Below are 16,234 nucleotides of genomic sequence, written 5' to 3'. Positions count from 1 at the left end.
CCCGTCGGCCCGGCCAATGCCGGGCCTTTTCATTTCCAGCGCCGCGCCCGCCGCAGCCAGCGCCGCGCCCGGATCGCGTCCGGCTGCGGCGCACGATAGCGCAAATCGATGTATTCGCCGACCAGCGCCTTCAGGCGGCGGTAATCGTCGCGCGGCAAGGCCCTCGCGGCCTTCAGCAATTCCAGCGGCCCCTGCGACGGCGCCACCGCTACGCCGCGCCGCGCCAGCCGCCGCCTCAGCAGCGCCCATCCTTCCGGCAGCGGCGGCCCGCCCGGCCTGCGCCGCCACCACCACATCAACGGCAGCAGCGCCGGCAGCAAGGCGATCAGCAGGCCGCGCGTCACGCTGGCGGCGTCGACCCGCCTCCCAAGCCCCAGCCGCTGGAACAGGCCCTGCTGACGGTCGGCGTCGTAGCCGACCACCCATTGCTGCCAGGCGAAATCGACCGCCTGCCATTGCTGCCTTGCGCGCCGCCACCAGCGCGGCGGCAGTATCGCCGCGGCGCCTCCGTCGCCGCGCAGGGCCGGCAGCGCCTGTTCCGCCCCCTGCTCCAAGCGGCCCGGCGACACCGCCGCGGTCGGGTCGACCCGCAGCCACTGCCCGCCGTCGGCCAGCCAGACTTCGACCCAGGCATGGGCGTCGGACGAGCGCACCTGCCAGAAGCGGCCGACCGGATTGTATTCGCCGCCCTGGTAGCCGACCACCACCCGCGCCGGAATGCCGGCCGCGCGCGCGAGAAAGGCGAAGGCCGACGCGTAGTGCTCGCAAAAACCCTGGCGGCTGCCGAACAGCAGCCCGTCGATGGCCTGTCCGTCCAGCAGCGGCGGCTGCAGCGTGTAGCGGAATCCGCCGCGCCTCAGGTATTGCAGCGCCTCGCGGACGAAGCCGCGCGCATCGCCGGCGCCGGCCGCCAGCCTGGCGGCCAATGCCCGGCTTTGCGGATTGCCCGGCGGCAGCCGCAGATAGAAGGCCTGCTCTCGCCCGGACAAGGACGCCAGATAGCGGCCGCCCAGCCCGCTTTCCAGCGAGAAGCGCGCCAGTTCGTCGCGCTTCTCGTCCAGCCGCAGCAGCCCGCCGGCCTCCAGCCTGATGTCGGCCTCCGGCGCCTGCGGCAGGTCCAGCGCCGGCAGCCTGCCCCTGTCCGGCTTCAGCAACAGGCTGTAGCGCAACGGGCGCCCGCCGGCCAGCGCCGCGCGCTCGCCCTGCTGCCCGCCGACGCCTATCCAGCGCCGGCCGTCGAAATCGTCCAGCAGCAGCACCCGCCAGTACAGCTGGTCCGGCGTCGGCGCCTCCCCGGCGAAGACCGCGGCGAACGCCGGCTCGCGGTTCAGGATCAGCTGGCTGATGCTGCCCGGCTCCATATCGTCGCCCAGGCCGCTGGAGGCGGCGCGGCGCGGCTCCGGCACGCTCCACAGCGGCTCCGGCAGCCTGGGCATCAGCACGAACAGCGCCAGCATCATCGGCAGCGACAACAGCAGCGCCTGCGCGGCGCTGCGCCAGCTGCCGCGCGGCGCGCCGCCGGCCAGCGCCGCGGTGGCCCAGGTCAGCAGCAGCAGGTCGGCGACCAGCCAGGCCGCCATCGCCGGCGACTGGTCGAACAGCAGCGGCATCGCCGCCAGAAAGAAGCCCAGCGCCAGCAGCACCCGCCAGTCGCGCAAGCTGGCGGTCTCGTAGGCCTTGAAGGCGAGCAGCAGCACCAGCAGCGCCACGCCCCCCTCGCGGCCGACCAGCGTGCGCAAGCTCAGCCACAGCGCCGCCACCGCCAGCAGCAGCGTCGGCAGCAGCAGCCAGCGCGACGGCATAGCCGCGCCGCGGCGCGCCAGCCAGCCGCGCCCCAGCAAGGCCAGCGCACACAAGGCCGGCACCCATGGCGGCAGAAACCAGGCCAGCGGCAAGATGGTCCAGCCCAGCGCCAGCAGCGCCGGGCCGCCGCGCGGCGGCACCTCGACGCCTGTCATGCGTCCCTCCCGAACAAGGCCAGCGCGGACAGCGCCTGCTCGCGCTGCCTCGGCTGCGGGCCGATTTCTCCGTCGGGCAACAGCAGGCGGTAGCGGCGCCGGCGCTGCTCGCACTCCTCGACGCGCCAGGCCAGCCGCGACAGCCGCCACTCGATATCCGGCTCGCGGCCGTAGTCGCGCCAGTCCAGCAGCAGCTCCTCGGCGCCGCCGTCGCCGACGAAGCGCTTGCTGGCCAGTACGTCTCGCCGGGCCAGCACCTTCCAGGCGATCTGCCGCGGCGCGTCGCCGTGCCGATAACTGTCCAGATGGGAAAAGTCGTCGCCGCCGGACCTGGCCGCGCCACCGCTGCCGCCGTCCCCGCCGCTGCGGCCGCGCATCGCGTCCGGCAGCGGCGCCGGGTACACCAGCAGCCGCGCCCGCAGCCGCGGCACCGCCCAGGCCCGGATCAGGCCGAACGGCGCGTCGCTCTCTACGACGAACGGCGGCAGCTCCAGCCAGCCGCGCCTTCCGGTGGCCAGCGCCAGCTCGACGCGGACCTCGCCATCGCCGTCCAGCAGGCAATCGACGGTCTCGCCATCGCTCAGCCGCAGCCGCAGCCGCCGTTGCAATGGCAAGGGGTTGTCCAGCCACAGCCGGAAAACGGCGCGCTCCCCGGCGAACACCGCCGCGCCGGGCTCGGCGCGCAGCCCCAGGCCGGACAGCTGGCGATAGGCCATCAGCACCGCCACCAGCACCAGGCTGGCGATCCAGAACGCCAGCGCGTAGGCCAGGCTGACCTGGTAATTGAGCGCGCCCACCCACACCGCCAGCGCCACCGCCAGCAGCAGCAGGCCGAAGCGGGTCGGCAGCAGATAGATGCGGCGCTGCGACAGCCGGCAGCGCTCCTCCAGCGGCTGCCGCTGCCACCACCAGCGCCGGAGCCGATCACGGAATGGCGACATTGGCGAGCAAGCGTCCCAACTCTCGTTCGACATCCATGCCGGAGGCCGCCTGCAGCCGGTGCGCCGCCACCGGCAGGAAGACCGCCTTGACGTCCTCCGGCAGCAGATGGTCGCGGCCGGACAGCAAGGCCCAGCCGCGCGCCGCGGCCGCCAGCGCCTGGCCGGCCCGGGGACTGAGGCCGGTGGAGAACAGCCCCCCCTGGCGGGTGGCGTCCAACAGGGCCAGCAGATAGTCGGCCAGCGCCGGCGTCACCGGCAACGCCGCCGCCCGGCGCTGCAGCGCCGACAATTCCTCTGCGCCCATCACCGGCCGGAAGCGCTGCAGCAAGGCGCGCCTGTCCTCCCCCATCAGCAGCGCGCGCTCGGCCTCCCGCGGCGGGTAGCCTAGAGAAATCCGCATCAGGAAGCGATCCAGCTGCGACTCCGGCAACGGGAAGGTGCCCAGTTGCTCGCCCGGATTCTGGGTGGCGATGACGAAGAACGGCGACGGCAGCGCGTGGGTCGCGCCGTCTATCGACACCTGCCTCTCCTCCATCGCCTCCAGCAGCGCCGACTGCACCTTGGGCGAGGCGCGGTTGATCTCGTCCGCCAGCAGCACCTGGGTGAAGACCGGTCCCTGGTGCAGTTCGAAGCGGCCGCTGTCGCGCTGGTAGATGCTGACGCCGAGGATATCGGCCGGCAGCAGGTCGCTGGTGAACTGCACCCGGCGATAGTCCAGCCCCATCACGGCGGCGAGCCCGTGCGCCAGCGTGGTCTTGCCGACTCCGGGCACGTCGTCGATCAGCAGGTGGCCGCCGGCGATCAGGCAGGCGAAGGCCAGGCGGATCGCCTGCGGCTTGCCCAGAATCAAGGTGTTCAATTGCCGGTAGGCCAGGGAGAGTGATTGCATTTGACCCCGCTTGCGCGCAGTATTTATCAAATTCACATATTATTGTAAGCGCGCAGGAGCCTTCGTGTTCACTTGGCTGAAGAACCGCCTGCAGCGGAACGGGCTGACCGCCTACGTCACGCATCCCGACTGCCTGCAACACAATATGGGGGTGGGCCACCCCGAGTGCCCGGAACGATTGACCGCCATCCGCGACCAGTTGATGGCCTCGCAGATTTTCGACAGCCTGCAGCAGATAGAGGCGCCCGAGGTCAGCGACCAGCAGCTGGCGCGGGTGCATCCGCCGCGCTACGTCGAATATCTGGAAGCCTGCTCGCCCGGCGTCGGCACCTTCCGGCTGGATCCGGACACCGCGATGTCGCCCGGCACGCTGCGGGCGGCGCGCCGCGCGGCCGGCGCGGTGGTGAAGGCGGTGGAGCTGGTCGCCGAGGACAAGGCGCCGAACGCCTTCTGCGCGGTGCGCCCGCCCGGCCATCACGCCGAAAGCGACAAGGCGATGGGCTTCTGCTTCTTCAACAATGTCGCAGTCGGCGTCGCCCACGCGCTGTCCCACTACCAGTTCGAACGGGTCGCGGTGGTGGACTTCGACGTCCACCACGGCAACGGCACCGAGGAAATCCTGCACGACGACCCGCGGGTGCTGATGGTGTCCATCTTCCAGCACCCGTTCTATCCGTACAGCGGCGACACGCCGCTGGGGCCGAACATGCACAATGTGCCGCTGAAGGCCGGCAGCGCAGGCCGCGAGTTCCGCGAAACGGTAGAAAACGTCTGGCTGCCGCTGCTGCACGAGTTCCAGCCGCAGATGCTGTTCATCTCGGCCGGCTTCGACGCCCACCGCGAGGACGACATGGGCTCGCTGGGCCTGACCGAATCGGACTACGAGTGGGTCACCCGCCACATGATGCAGATCGCCGACCAGTACTGCGCAGGCCGCGTCGTGTCGGTGCTGGAGGGCGGCTACGACCTGTCGGCGCTGGGCCGCAGCGTAACCGCCCACATACGCGTGCTGTCCGACGGCTGAACGCGGCAAGCAAAAAGCCGTCCCGGAGGACGGCTTTTTTCATTCCCGACGCGCGGTTCAGCCGGCGTCGCCCTTATTGCCTATCTTGTCTTCCTTCCCGGTCATCAGCTTGATCAGGTTGGACTTGTGGCGGTGGACCACCACGATGGCGATGATGATGCAGGTGCCGAAAAACACGCTTTGCGGCCCGACGATGAAAAAGGCGTAAACCGGCACCAAGACGCAGGCGACGATGGCCGACAGCGACGAGATCTTCACCACGAAGGCCATGAACAGCCAGGTGGCCAGCGCCGCCAGCGCCAGCCAGCCATTGATGCCGAACAGGATGCCGACCGCGGTCGCCACGCCCTTGCCGCCCTTGAAGCCGAAGAACACCGGCCACATATGGCCGAACAGCACAGCCAGCGCGCACAGCGCGATGCCCTGCTCGCCCAGGCCGTAGCGCGGCCCCAGCCAGGAGGCCAGCGCCACCGCCACCCAGCCCTTGACGCCGTCGCCGAGCAGCGTCAGCGCCGCGGCCAGCTTCTTGCCGCTGCGCAGCACATTGGTGGCGCCGGGGTTGCCGGAGCCGTAGCTGCGCGGATCGGCCATGCCCATCGCCTTGCTGACGATCACGGCGAAGGACAATGAACCGATCAGATAGGCGGCCAGCACAAAGGCAAATGCGGTCGTGGTCATGGTGGAGCGGTATCCGTTGCATTAGAATGGGAAGCTTCGGATTTTACGGTATCGGGCGCCAAAGCCCAACCACCTGACAGACAGATGGACATCATATTCCTGCGCGAAGTGCGCGCCGACACCGTGATCGGCGTGTACGACTGGGAGCGCAAAACCGCCCAGACCATAGAAATCGACCTGGAAATCGGCATTCCCAGCGACACGCCCTGCCACAGCGACAATATCGGCGACACCATACACTACGGCGTCGTCGTCGAGCGTCTGCGCCAATCGCTGGAAGAACAGCATTTCCTGCTGCTGGAGGCCCTGGCGGAGCATATCGCCAAGATGGTGCGCGAGGAATTCGGCGCGCCGTGGGTCAAGGTGGCGGTCACCAAGCTGGGCATACTGCCCGGCGTCAAGCATGTCGGCGTGCAGATAGAGCGCGGCCACCGGCCGCACTGAGCGCCCGCAGGCCCAGGCCTGTTCACGGTCTTTTCTCGAAAGGATCGCGGACAGGCGTTCAGTCGGTATTGAACTTCAGCTTCAGGCCGACGTCCTTGTTGTGCATCTTGACCGACAGATGGGTACGCTTGCCCAGATCGACGTTCGGCGCCAACCTCAGCGCGTGCCCGTCGGGGTCCTGCTCCAGCCGCACCGGCCCCAGCTGCAGGCCTTGCGGCTCCCTGTCCTGCCGCAGCACCTCCCGATCCCGCGGCGACGCGCACATCATGGCCTGCGGCAGGCAGGCCGCGCCGGCGGCCTGGCTTCCCAGCATGACGGCAAGCAGCAGCAGCGGGCGGCGCGCCATGGCGAAACTCCGGTCCTAGACACTTTCATCATGGACAAAGCGGCGCCGGCGTCAAGACCGCCGCTGATTTCAGCGATTGCGCATGAAGTCCGCGGTATTGTAAAAAGCTTCCAGCAGCTTGTCCTTCAACCACTCCTCCACAAGCAGTTCGCCCACCGCCCGCCGCATGCACAACATCCACTGGTCGCGGGCGTCCTCATCGACGGCGAACGGCATGTGGCGCATGCGCAAACGCGGATGGCCGAAGGCCTCCATGTACAAGGACGGCCCGCCCAGCCAGCCGGACAGGAACATGAACAGTTTCTGCCGCGAACCGGACAGGTCCTCCGGGTGCATGTCGCGCAGCGGCTTGACCGCCGGCTCGCTGTCCATGATGTCGTAGAATCGGTCCGTCAGCCAACGCACCACGCCCTCGCCGCCCAATAGCTGGTACGGCGTCATTTCCTGCACTTCGCTCAACTCGTTCTCCAGATGCCGGCGCGCGGCGCCGGCGATGATCTCCGCCGCCGTCACCGGCCGCAGAAGGAAAAGTCCAGTTGCGGCCTGAGGCCGCTGATGATCTCCGCCAGGGCCCGGCCGGAGCCGGCGCCCTCGGTCCAGCCCAGCGTGCCGTGCCCGGTGTTCAGATACAGCCTGCCTATGCGCGTTCCGCCTATCAGCGGCACATTGCCCGGCGTCGCCGGCCTCAGGCCGCTCCAGAAGCGCGCGGCGTCCCAGTCGCAGGCGTCGGGGAACAGCGCCCGGCCGCGCCGGATCAGCGCCTGGCAGCGCGCTGGATCGAGACTGGACGAGTAGCCGGACAGCTCGGCGGTGCCGGCGATGCGCAGGTCGTCCCCCAGCCGGCTGAACACCAGCTTGTGCGCGTCGTCGGTGATGCTGACCATAGGCGCGGCGGCCAGGCTCTTCACCGGCACCGTCGCCGAGTAGCCCTTGGCCGGATAGACAGGCAGTCTCAGGCCCAGCGGCGCCGCCAGCAGCGGCGAATGGCTGCCCAGCGCCAGCACGTAGGCGTCGGCCGTCACCCGCTGGTAGGCGCCGTCCGGTCCGGTCACCGACACGGCGGACACCTCTCCCGCGGCCGTTTCCAGCGCATTGATCCGGGTATTGTAACGGAACTCGACGCCGAGGCCGGCGGCCGCGGCGGCCAGCCCGCAGGTGAACAGATGGACGTCGCCGGAGGCGTCGTCGGGACACCAGCTGGCGCCGGCGAGGGACGGCAGCGCCGTCGCCAGCGCCGGCTCCAGCGCCAGCGCCTGCTCCGGGCTCAGCAAACGCTTGTCGACGCCGAGTCGGCGCAGGCGCTCGGCCGAGCGCTCGGCGTGGCGCAACTGGCCGGCGTCGTAATGCAGGCTGAGAATCCCGCGCGACAGCCGGCGGTAGGCGATGCCGGTCTCGTCGCGCAGCTGCCGCATCGCGTCCCGGCTGTACAAGCCCAGCGCCACCATCTGCCGCATGTTTTCGATCGAGCGGCCCGGCAGGCACTCGCGCAGGAAGCCGACGATCCAGCGCCACTGCGCCGCGTCCATTCGCGGCCGGAACAAGAGCGGCGCATCGTCGCGCCACAGCCAGCGCAGCACCTGCCACGGCGCGCTCGGACCGGCCCACGGCTCCGACTGGCTGACCGACAGCTGGCCGCCATTGGCGAAGCTGGTCTCGCGCGCCGCGCCGCAGGCCCGCTCCAACACCACCACCTGATGCCCCATCCTGGCCAGGAACCAGGCGGTGGACACGCCCACGACGCCGGCTCCGAGTACTGCCACACGCATTACGCCTCCATCAGACAAGACAACGGGCAAGACTCGCTTGCCCGTTCCTGCCGGCATGTTAAAGGCAAATGGCCGCCGCGGCGACTGTTTTGTCTGACAAACAGGCTATTTCTTGGCGTGCTCGTACACGGTCTTGCCGCGCAGATGGAAATAATCGGAGGCGAAGTAGAAGTTTTCAGAATGGCCGACGAACAGCAGGCCGTCCGGCTTCAACAGCGGCGCGAAGCGCTTGAGCACGCCGAACTGGGTGTCGCGGTCGAAATAGATCATCACGTTGCGGCAGAAGATCGCGTCGAACTGCTTGCGCACCGACCAGTTGCTCTCGATCAGATTGAGCCGCTGGAAAGTGATCATATTGCGCAGCACCTGCTTGGCCTGGTAGCTGCCGTCCGGCAGCTTGTCGAAATACTTGACCGCGTGGCCGGCCGGCAGCCGGGCGATCTTGTCGGCCGGATAGATGCCCTTGCGGCCGGTTTCCAGCACGCTGGTGTCGAGGTCGGTGGCGAGCACCGAGACATTCGGCTTCGATGCGCCCGGAAAAGCCTCCAGCGCGGTGATCGCCAGCGAATACGGCTCCTCTCCGGTCGAAGAGGCCGCGCACCAGATGGCCAGCTCGCCGCCGGCGGCGGCTTTCTTCTTCAGGTGCTCGGCCAGAATCGGGAAATGGTGCTCCTCGCGGAAGAAGAAGGTCAGATTGGTGGTCAGCGCGTTGACGAATTGCTCGAACTCGCGCTTGCCGCTGACCGACTCCAGGAAGTCGACATAGGCGGCGAAGCCGGGCAGCTTCAGTTCGCGGATGCGGCGCACCAGGCGGCCGTACACCATGTCCTTCTTCGACGGATTCAGCGAAATGCCCGCTTCCTTGTAGATCAGCTTGCGTATGCGCTCGAAGTCGGCGTCGCTGAAAGCGAATTCCCGACTGAATTCAATCTTGGGCAATACCACCGGCGGCAGTTTGTTCATGTCCTGGATTCCACAGCAAAAAGGCCCGGGCAAGTGCCCGGGCCTGGATTCTTACCACTGTCAGTATCACACCGAGAATGAAGAACCACAACCGCAAGTGGTCGTGGCGTTCGGATTGCGGATCACGAACTGCGAGCCTTCCAGGCTTTCCTGATAATCGATCTCGGCGCCGACCAGGTACTGGTAGCTCATCGGGTCGACCAGGAAGGTCACGCCCTGGCGCTCGATCGCGGTATCGTCCTCGTTGGCGATCTCGTCGAAAGTGAAACCGTACTGGAAACCGGAACAGCCGCCGCCGGTGACGAAGACGCGCAGTTTCAGGTCGGGATTGCCCTCTTCGGCGATCAGATCCTGCACCTTGGCGCAAGCGCTTTCGGTGAAGTTGATCGGGCTCGGCATTTCGGTAGCAGCTTCTGTCATGTGTAACCTCGCAATTCAATCGGGCCGATGGCGGCCATTCACCCACCATTTTAGTCGGATATCGGGGCGAATGGCGAGCGTTCAAGACTACGCCCCGCGATCACGGCAACAGCGGCACCACATCCAGGCCGTCCGCCTCAGGCAGGCCGAACATCAGGTTCATGTTCTGCACCGCCTGGCCGGCCGCGCCCTTGACCAGATTGTCTATCACCGACAACACCACGACGGTGTCGCCGCCCTGCGGACGGTGCACCGCGATGCGGCACAGATTGGCGCCGCGCACCGAGCGCGTCTCGGGATGGCCGCCGGCCGGCAGCACGTCGACGAAGGCCTCGTTCGCGTAGCGCTGCTCGAACAGCTGCTGCAGATCGACATCCTTGGACAGCCGCGCGTACAGCGTCGCGTGGATGCCGCGTATCATAGGCGTCAGATGCGGCACGAAAGTCAGGCCGACCGGCTTGCCGGCCACCCGCGCCAGGCCCTGGCGGATTTCCGGCAGATGGCGGTGGCCGGCCACGCCGTAGGCCTTGAAGGAATCGCCGGCCTCGGCCAGCAGGGCGCCGATCTCGCCCTTGCGGCCGGCGCCGGACACGCCGGACTTGCAGTCGGCGATCAGACTGGCCGCATCGACGACGCCGGCCTCGATCAGCGGCAGGAAACCCAGCTGCACCGCCGTCGGGTAGCAGCCCGGATTGGCGACCAGCCGGGCGGTGCGTATCGCCTCGCGGTTGATTTCCGGCAGGCCGTAGACGGCGTCGGCGACCAGCTGCGGCGCCGCGTGCGGCATTCCGTACCATTTCTCCCACTCGAACACGTCCTTGATGCGGAAGTCGGCCGCCAGGTCCACCACCCGGACGCCGGCGTCCAGCAGCGCGGCGGCCTCCTGCATCGCGATGCCGTTCGGCGTCGCGAAGAACACCACGTCGCAATCGCCGAGCCCGGCCTCGTCGGGCGTCGTGAACGCCAGATCGATGCGGCCGCGCAGGCTGGGAAACATCTCGTCGACGCGGATGCCCGCGTCCTTGCGCGAGGTCACCGCCGTCACGCGGGCCTGCGGATGCTTGGCCAGCAAACGCAACAACTCGACGCCGGTGTAACCGGTGCCCCCGACGATCCCAACCTTGATCATGGCCAGCCCTTTATATAAAAAAATGTCGCAAAGGCGACAGTTTAGGCAGTGTGGACGGCCGCGGCAAGTGCGCCGCAACATAAAAAAACCGCCGGGCCAGAGGCCAGGCGGTTTTTTCTGCGGCAGAATCCGGCGATTAACGCTTGGAGAACTGCTTGGCGCGGCGTGCTTTGCGCAGACCGACCTTTTTACGCTCGACTTCACGGGCGTCGCGGGTAACGTAACCAGCGGCCGACAGCGCAGCTTTCAGCGCGGTGTCGAAGTCGATCAGGGCACGGGTGATGCCGTGACGGATCGCGCCGGCCTGGCCGGTTTCACCGCCGCCAACCACGTTGACCTTGATGTCGAAGGATTCGAGGTTTTCAGTCAGCACCAGCGGCTGGCGGATCACCATGCGACCGGTTTCGCGGGCAAAATACTCGTCAACCGGCTTGCCGTTAACGATGATCTGGCCGGAACCCTTTTGCATGAACACGCGAGCAACGGAGCTCTTGCGACGGCCGGTGCCGTAGTAGTATTTACCGTTCATTGTTATGCCTTAAAATCAGATTTCCAGCACTTTGGGCTGTTGGGCGGAGTGCGGGTGCTCGGCACCGGAGTACACCTTGAGCTTCTTGATCATGGCGTAGCCCAGCGGGCCCTTCGGCAGCATACCCTTGACGGCCTTTTCCAGAACGCGTTCCGGGAACTGGTTTTGCAGTTCGGTGAAGGTGCGTTCGTAGATACCGCCCGGGTAACCGGAGTGACGGTAGTACTTCTTGTCTTGGGCCTTGGTGCCGGTTACGCGCAGCTTCTCGACGTTCACGACGACGATGAAGTCACCGGTGTCAACGTGCGGAGTGAATTCCGGCTTGTGTTTGCCACGCAGGCGGCGGGCGATTTCGGCAGCCAGGCGACCCAGCACCTTATCGGCGGCGTCGACCACATACCATTCGCGCTTTACCTCATGCGGCTTGGCAGAAAAGGTCTTCATGGAACTCTTCCATCGTAATTCTTGAAAGTTACGGATTCTAGTGCAGTGGCCGGTGTGCTGTCAAACCCTTGTGACACAACAGATTTCCACAAGGCGACAAACGGCGGAATCCGGGCCGGAAACGGCCAAAAAAAAAGCGCAACGCTGATGCGTGTTGCGCCAAGTTCCACCTATAAGAAGGAGGATGGAGGAGACAACACCAAGGCGCCGCAGTGCGCAACGCCCTGATGCACTAACGATTATCGGTATCCCATCGGGATTAGGCAAGCACTTTTTGTGCACTGCACGATAAACGATTTGCGCGCATGCCACACTCCGTTCCGCGATGCGGAAACGGACGCCGCGAAGCGTCCGTTTTTTCATGACTTTCAGTGGCTTACAGCTTGATCGCAGCGTCCAGCGCCACTTCCATCATGTCGCGGAACGAGGTCTGTCGCTCCTCGGCGCTGGTGGCCTCGCCGGTCGGGATAATGTCGGACACGGTCAGGATGCCAACCGCGCGCGCGCCGTACTGGGCGGCCACGCTATAGATGCCGGCCAGCTCCATCTCGATCACGTTGACCTGCATCCTGGACAGCACGTCCAGCATGTTCGGCTGCACGCCGTAAAACAGGTCGGCGGAGAACACATTGCCCACGGTGATCTTCTTGCCCTGCTCGGCGGCGGTGTCGACGACGGTGCGCAGCAGCGTGTAGTCGGCGATGGCGGCGTAGTCGTGGTCGTTGAAGCGCATCCGGTTGACCTTGCTGTCGGTCGAGGCGCCCATCGCGACGAAGAGCTCGCGCAGCTTGATGTCCGGCGTCACCGCGCCGCAGGAGCCGATGCGGATGATGTTCTTGACGCCGTAGTCCTTGACCAGCTCGGTGGTGTAGATGCTGGCCGACGGGATGCCCATGCCGTGCGCCATCACCGACAGGCGCTTGCCCTTGTAGGTGCCGGTGTAGCCGAAGACGTTGCGCACATTGGTGACCAGCTCGGCGCCTTCGAGGAAGGTCTCGGCGATCAGCTGGGCGCGCAGCGGGTCGCCGGGCATCAGTACGGTTTCGGCGAAGGCGCCGTCTTTGGCGTTGATATGCGGGGTTGCCATTAAAGGTCTCCTCTAGATGATTCTGTTCCCGCCCGGTTCGCCCGGACGGGGAAAACGACGCCGGGCCGCGCGCGGCGGCCCGGTGCGGCGGCGTCAGTCCAGGAAGGACTCGCCGTAGTCCATTCTGGGCAGGCCCAGGTGGGCGGCCACGCTCTGGCCGATGTCGGCGAAGGTCGCGCGCTCGCCTATCGGACCGGCCTTGACCTTCCTGCCGTAACACAGCACCGGGATGTGCTCGCGGGTGTGGTCGGTGCCCGGCCAGGTCGGATCGCATCCGTGGTCGGCCGACAGGATCAGGATGTCGTCGTCGCCGAGCGCCGCCATCACTTCCGGCAGCCTGGCGTCGAACTCCTCCAGCGCCGCGGCGTAGCCGGCGGTGTTGCGGCGGTGGCCGTAGCTGGAGTCGAAGTCGACGAAGTTGGCCATGATGATGGCCGGCTTGTCCTTGTGGCTGTCCATCGCCGTCAGCGTCGCGTCCCACAATTGATCGAAGCCGGTGGCCTTGTGCTTGTGGGTGATGCCGACGTGGGCGTAGATGTCGGCGATCTTGCCGATCGACACCACGTCGCCGCCGGCGTCGGCCAGCTTCTTCAGCACCGTGTCCGCCGGCGGTTCGACCGCCAGGTCCTTGCGGTTGCCGGTGCGGGCGAACTTGCCCCGGCCCTCGCCGATGAACGGCCGGGCGATCACGCGGCCGATGTTGTAAGGCTCCAACAGTTCGCGGGTGATCTTGCACAGCGCGTACAGCTTGTCGAGGCCGAAGGTCTCTTCATGGCAGGCGATCTGGAACACCGAATCGGCCGAGGTGTAGAAGATCGGCTTGCCGGTCTTCATGTGCTCCTCGCCCAGGCGGTCCAGGATCTCGGTGCCGGATGCGTGGCAGTTGCCCAGATAGCCCGGCAGGCCGGCCTTCTCGACGATGGCGTCCAGCAGCTCCCGCGGGAAGCTGTCGTCGTGCTCGCTGAAGTAGCCCCAGTCGAACAGCACCGGCACGCCGGCGATCTCCCAGTGGCCGGACGGCGTGTCCTTGCCGCTGGAGATTTCGCGGGCGTAGCCGTAGGCGGCCACCGGCTCGGCCGTATCCATGCCTTCGGGGAAATAGCCGGACGACAGCCGGCAAGCGTGGGCCAGGCCGACTTTCGACAAATTGGGCAGCCTCAACGGACCGCTGCGGCCGACGTCGGCGCGGCCGGCGGCCGCCTCCATCGCGATATGGCCCAGCGTGTTGCTGCCGGCGTCGCCGAACTTCGGCGCGTCGGCCGCCGCGCCTATGCCCAACGAGTCCAGTATCAGAATGATTGCGCGTTTCATGATGCCTCCCCGGCCTTATTCGCCGCGGATGATCTGGTAGACCAGCGGCAGCTCGGACGGCGCGGCATCGTCGACGCGGATGGCGGCCCTGACGCGGCGCGCCGCGTCTTCGAAGCTCGCCTCGTCGGCGGCGTGGATCATCATCAGCGGGGTGTCCCTGCCGATATTCTGTCCCAGTTCGACGAACTGCGACAGTCCGACGCGGAAATCCAGCACATCGGAGGCCAGACGGCGTCCGCCGCCGAGCGCGCACACCGCCATGCCGATGCCGCGGGTGTCCATCGAGGCTATATAGCCGGCGCGGTCGGCGAACACCGGGCGCACGATGGGCGCCGGCGCCAGGTGGCGATCGTAGTTTTCCATGAAGTCGGCCGGACCGCCCAGCGCGGTCACCATGCGGCCGAAGATCTCGGCGGCGCGGCCGGAATCCAGCCCGGCCTGCAGCTTGGCGCGGGCGTCGGTCTCGTCGGCGGCCAGCTTGCCGCCTATCAGCATCTGCGCGCACAGCGCCATCGTCACCTCGTGCAGGCGCGGATTGCGCTCGTCGCCGTTCAGGTAGCGCACCGCCTCGCGGGTTTCTATGCTGTTGCCGGCGGTGGAGGCCAGCGGCTGGCTCATCTCGGTGATCAGCGCGGTGGTCGCGACGCCGGCGCCGTTGCCGACCTTGACGATGCGCTCGGCCAGCTCGATGGACTTCTGCATCGTCGGCATGAAGGCGCCGCTGCCGGCCTTGACGTCCATCACCAGCACGTCCAGGCCCGCCGCCAGCTTCTTCGACAGGATGGACGCGGTGATCAGCGCGATCGATTCGACGGTGGCGGTGACATCGCGGGTCGCGTAGAAGCGACGGTCGGCCGGCGCCAGGTCGGAGGTCTGGCCGATGATGGCCACGCCGACGTCCTTGACCACCTTGCGGAACAGTTCGGGCTCCGGGAACGGATTGTAGCCGGGCACCGCCGACAGCTTGTCCAGCGTGCCGCCGGTATGGCCGAGACCGCGGCCCGAGATCATCGGCACGAAGCCGCCGCAGGCGGCGACCATCGGCCCGAGCATCAGCGACACCACATCGCCGACGCCGCCGGTCGAGTGCTTGTCGACGACCGGGCCCGGCAGGTCCAGGTCTTTCCAGTGCATGCGGCGGCCGGAGTCGCGCATCGCCAGCGCCAGGTGGACGTTCTCGTCCAGCTCCATGCCGTTGAAGTAGATGGCCATCGCCAGCGCGGCGATCTGACTGTCCGCGACGCTGTTATCGGTGATGCCGGCGACGAATTGCTGGATGTCCTGTTGCGACAGCGTCTGGCCGTCGCGTTTCTTGCGTATGATTTCCTGCGGCAAAAACATGGCAATCTCCCTGCCTGTGTCCCGGCGGCACGGCAAACGCGCCACCGGGGAGCGGCCGGGAGTCGCCCGGCCAGAGTGCGGTAAACCCGCGTATGCTTGATTCGATCAGTAAGCGCTGCTCGGCTTGGCGACGCCGCCGGCGATCTCGATCTGCAGATTGGCCAGCAGGCTGGACGCGCCGAAGCGGAAATGGCGGGCGTCCACCCAGCCTTCGCCGAGCAGCCTCGCCGCCAGCGCCAGGTACTCGGCCGCCTCGGCGGCGCTCTTGACGCCGCCGGCCGCCTTGAAGCCGCAGCGGCCGCCCTGTTCCTTGATCACCGCCAGCATCGTCTCGGCCGCCGGCAGCGTGGCGTTGACCGGCACCTTGCCGGTGGAGGTCTTGATGAAGTCGGCGCCGGCCCGGATGGAGATCTCGCTGGCCTCGCGGATCAGCGCCGCGTCCTTCAGCTCGCCGCTTTCGATGATCACCTTCAGCAGCTTGTCGCCGCAGGCCTCTTTGCAGGCCTTGACCAGCTCGAAGCCGACGTCGCCGTTGCCGGCCATCAGCGCCCGGTACGGGAAGACCACGTCCACTTCGTCGGCGCCGTAGGCGATGGCGGCGCGCGTCTCGGCGACCGCGATGGCGATGTCGTCGTTGCCGTGCGGGAAGTTGGTGACGGTGGCCACCAACACCTCAGGGCAGCCGGCCTCGCGCAGCGCCTTCTTGGCGACGGGCACGAAACGCGGGTAGACGCACATCGCGGCCACGGTGCCGTCCTGGCTCTTGGCCTTGCGGCACAAGGCGATCACTTTTTCGTCGGTGTCGTCGTCGTTGAGGGTGGTCAGGTCCATCAGGGACAGCGCGCGGCGCGCGGCTTCAATCAATGCAGACATGTCGTTCTCTCTCGGAATCCTCCCGGGCCAGGCCGCGTCGGCATGACGCCATGCTTGCCCGGGAGAAGAATGATTATGAAAATTTCTTCAC

The 16,234-nt window shown here is 67.1% G+C and carries 18 protein-coding genes; 2 read left to right on the top strand and 16 right to left on the bottom strand.

Going from position 1 to position 16,234, the window contains the following annotated elements; translation table 11 throughout:
* Positions 1–29 precede the first annotated feature (29 nt).
* From WNM05_RS05865 to WNM05_RS05855, 3 genes are read right to left on the bottom strand one after another with little or no spacing between them, the layout of a single operon-like run.
* Positions 30–1,958, bottom strand: coding sequence for a transglutaminaseTgpA domain-containing protein (locus WNM05_RS05865; RefSeq protein WP_434633337.1), 1,929 nt, complete (start codon positions 1,956–1,958; stop codon positions 30–32).
* Positions 1,955–2,899 carry a DUF58 domain-containing protein gene (locus WNM05_RS05860; RefSeq protein ID WP_434633336.1) on the bottom strand — a complete coding sequence of 315 codons (945 nt, stop codon included), beginning with the start codon at positions 2,897–2,899 and terminating at the stop codon, positions 1,955–1,957. Before WNM05_RS05860 ends, WNM05_RS05865 begins: the two co-directional genes overlap by 4 nt.
* Complete coding sequence (locus tag WNM05_RS05855; RefSeq protein ID WP_434633335.1) at positions 2,883–3,788, bottom strand: AAA family ATPase; 906 nt, start codon at positions 3,786–3,788, stop codon at positions 2,883–2,885. Before WNM05_RS05855 ends, WNM05_RS05860 begins: the two co-directional genes overlap by 17 nt.
* Positions 3,789–3,852: 64 nt before the next feature.
* On the opposite strand from WNM05_RS05855, the gene WNM05_RS05850 reads away from it, so the two are divergent.
* The gene (locus WNM05_RS05850; protein ID WP_434633334.1) at positions 3,853–4,812 is read left to right on the top strand and encodes a histone deacetylase family protein; all 960 of its coding nucleotides are present in this window, start codon (positions 3,853–3,855) and stop codon (positions 4,810–4,812) included.
* A 57-nt stretch (positions 4,813–4,869) separates the two neighbouring features.
* Here WNM05_RS05850 and plsY read toward each other — a convergent pair whose 3' ends face one another.
* Positions 4,870–5,490: a glycerol-3-phosphate 1-O-acyltransferase PlsY gene (gene plsY / locus WNM05_RS05845; RefSeq protein ID WP_434633333.1), complete on the bottom strand. Its 621-nt coding sequence runs from the start codon at positions 5,488–5,490 to the stop codon at positions 4,870–4,872.
* Positions 5,491–5,574: 84 nt separating this feature from the next.
* Here plsY and WNM05_RS05840 point away from each other — a divergent pair, with 84 nt between their 5' ends.
* Positions 5,575–5,934 carry a dihydroneopterin aldolase gene (locus tag WNM05_RS05840; protein WP_434633332.1) on the top strand — a complete coding sequence of 120 codons (360 nt, stop codon included), beginning with the start codon at positions 5,575–5,577 and terminating at the stop codon, positions 5,932–5,934.
* 58 nt (positions 5,935–5,992) lie between these two features.
* Here the strand turns inward: WNM05_RS05840 and WNM05_RS05835 are convergent, their stop codons facing one another.
* From WNM05_RS05835 to deoC, 12 genes are all read right to left on the bottom strand, one after another.
* Positions 5,993–6,280, bottom strand: a complete 288-nt coding sequence (locus WNM05_RS05835) for a hypothetical protein (protein ID WP_434633330.1) — start codon at positions 6,278–6,280, stop codon at positions 5,993–5,995.
* A gap of 69 nt (positions 6,281–6,349) precedes the next feature.
* Positions 6,350–6,730: a group II truncated hemoglobin gene (locus WNM05_RS05830; protein ID WP_434635123.1), complete on the bottom strand. Its 381-nt coding sequence runs from the start codon at positions 6,728–6,730 to the stop codon at positions 6,350–6,352.
* Between the two features lie 59 nt (positions 6,731–6,789).
* Positions 6,790–8,046: a D-amino acid dehydrogenase gene (locus WNM05_RS05825; protein WP_434633329.1), complete on the bottom strand. Its 1,257-nt coding sequence runs from the start codon at positions 8,044–8,046 to the stop codon at positions 6,790–6,792.
* A 105-nt stretch (positions 8,047–8,151) separates the two neighbouring features.
* On the bottom strand, positions 8,152–9,009 hold the full coding sequence (locus WNM05_RS05820) for a CheR family methyltransferase (RefSeq protein ID WP_434633327.1): 858 nt from the start codon (positions 9,007–9,009) through the stop codon (positions 8,152–8,154).
* Positions 9,010–9,075: 66 nt separating this feature from the next.
* The gene (gene erpA, locus WNM05_RS05815) at positions 9,076–9,408 is read right to left on the bottom strand and encodes an iron-sulfur cluster insertion protein ErpA (protein WP_370448048.1); all 333 of its coding nucleotides are present in this window, start codon (positions 9,406–9,408) and stop codon (positions 9,076–9,078) included.
* A gap of 121 nt (positions 9,409–9,529) precedes the next feature.
* Entirely contained in the window at positions 9,530–10,558 is a 1,029-nt protein-coding gene (gene argC, locus WNM05_RS05810) for an N-acetyl-gamma-glutamyl-phosphate reductase (RefSeq protein WP_434633324.1), read from the bottom strand.
* Positions 10,559–10,694: 136 nt separating this feature from the next.
* A complete protein-coding gene (rpsI, locus tag WNM05_RS05805; RefSeq protein ID WP_434633322.1) occupies positions 10,695–11,087 on the bottom strand; it encodes a 30S ribosomal protein S9 in 393 nt (130 codons plus the stop codon).
* A gap of 15 nt (positions 11,088–11,102) precedes the next feature.
* Entirely contained in the window at positions 11,103–11,531 is a 429-nt protein-coding gene (gene rplM / locus WNM05_RS05800) for a 50S ribosomal protein L13 (RefSeq protein WP_101707011.1), read from the bottom strand.
* 376 nt (positions 11,532–11,907) lie between these two features.
* Positions 11,908–12,618, bottom strand: a complete 711-nt coding sequence (deoD, locus tag WNM05_RS05795) for a purine-nucleoside phosphorylase (protein ID WP_434633319.1) — start codon at positions 12,616–12,618, stop codon at positions 11,908–11,910.
* A 93-nt stretch (positions 12,619–12,711) separates the two neighbouring features.
* Positions 12,712–13,929: a phosphopentomutase gene (locus tag WNM05_RS05790; RefSeq protein ID WP_434633317.1), complete on the bottom strand. Its 1,218-nt coding sequence runs from the start codon at positions 13,927–13,929 to the stop codon at positions 12,712–12,714.
* Between the two features lie 15 nt (positions 13,930–13,944).
* Positions 13,945–15,270 carry a thymidine phosphorylase gene (deoA, locus tag WNM05_RS05785; protein WP_434633314.1) on the bottom strand — a complete coding sequence of 442 codons (1,326 nt, stop codon included), beginning with the start codon at positions 15,268–15,270 and terminating at the stop codon, positions 13,945–13,947.
* A 105-nt stretch (positions 15,271–15,375) separates the two neighbouring features.
* On the bottom strand, positions 15,376–16,143 hold the full coding sequence (deoC, locus tag WNM05_RS05780; protein WP_434633311.1) for a deoxyribose-phosphate aldolase: 768 nt from the start codon (positions 16,141–16,143) through the stop codon (positions 15,376–15,378).
* Between the last annotated feature and the right edge of the window lie 91 nt (positions 16,144–16,234).

It is taken from the genome of Chromobacterium sp. CV08, from assembly GCF_051129845.1.
GTDB lineage: Bacteria > Pseudomonadota > Gammaproteobacteria > Burkholderiales > Chromobacteriaceae > Chromobacterium.
This window is presented reverse-complemented; position numbering and strand designations above follow the sequence as displayed.

Bases quoted from the DNA above. Each gene is read 5' to 3' on its own strand.
- rpsI (WP_434633322.1), bottom strand. From the start codon at position 11,087: ATGAACGGTAAATACTACTACGGCACCGGCCGTCGCAAGAGCTCCGTT.
- WNM05_RS05855 (WP_434633335.1), bottom strand. From the start codon at position 3,788: ATGCAATCACTCTCCCTGGCCTACCGGCAATTGAACACCTTGATTCTG.
- plsY (WP_434633333.1), bottom strand. From the start codon at position 5,490: ATGACCACGACCGCATTTGCCTTTGTGCTGGCCGCCTATCTGATCGGT.
- WNM05_RS05840 (WP_434633332.1), top strand. From the start codon at position 5,575: ATGGACATCATATTCCTGCGCGAAGTGCGCGCCGACACCGTGATCGGC.
- WNM05_RS05825 (WP_434633329.1), bottom strand. From the start codon at position 8,046: ATGCGTGTGGCAGTACTCGGAGCCGGCGTCGTGGGCGTGTCCACCGCC.
- deoC (WP_434633311.1), bottom strand. From the start codon at position 16,143: ATGTCTGCATTGATTGAAGCCGCGCGCCGCGCGCTGTCCCTGATGGAC.
- WNM05_RS05790 (WP_434633317.1), bottom strand. From the start codon at position 13,929: ATGAAACGCGCAATCATTCTGATACTGGACTCGTTGGGCATAGGCGCG.
- WNM05_RS05820 (WP_434633327.1), bottom strand. From the start codon at position 9,009: ATGAACAAACTGCCGCCGGTGGTATTGCCCAAGATTGAATTCAGTCGG.
- deoA (WP_434633314.1), bottom strand. From the start codon at position 15,270: ATGTTTTTGCCGCAGGAAATCATACGCAAGAAACGCGACGGCCAGACG.
- erpA (WP_370448048.1), bottom strand. From the start codon at position 9,408: ATGCCGAGCCCGATCAACTTCACCGAAAGCGCTTGCGCCAAGGTGCAG.
- WNM05_RS05865 (WP_434633337.1), bottom strand. From the start codon at position 1,958: ATGACAGGCGTCGAGGTGCCGCCGCGCGGCGGCCCGGCGCTGCTGGCG.
- rplM (WP_101707011.1), bottom strand. From the start codon at position 11,531: ATGAAGACCTTTTCTGCCAAGCCGCATGAGGTAAAGCGCGAATGGTAT.
- WNM05_RS05860 (WP_434633336.1), bottom strand. From the start codon at position 2,899: ATGTCGCCATTCCGTGATCGGCTCCGGCGCTGGTGGTGGCAGCGGCAG.
- argC (WP_434633324.1), bottom strand. From the start codon at position 10,558: ATGATCAAGGTTGGGATCGTCGGGGGCACCGGTTACACCGGCGTCGAG.
- WNM05_RS05835 (WP_434633330.1), bottom strand. From the start codon at position 6,280: ATGGCGCGCCGCCCGCTGCTGCTGCTTGCCGTCATGCTGGGAAGCCAG.
- deoD (WP_434633319.1), bottom strand. From the start codon at position 12,618: ATGGCAACCCCGCATATCAACGCCAAAGACGGCGCCTTCGCCGAAACC.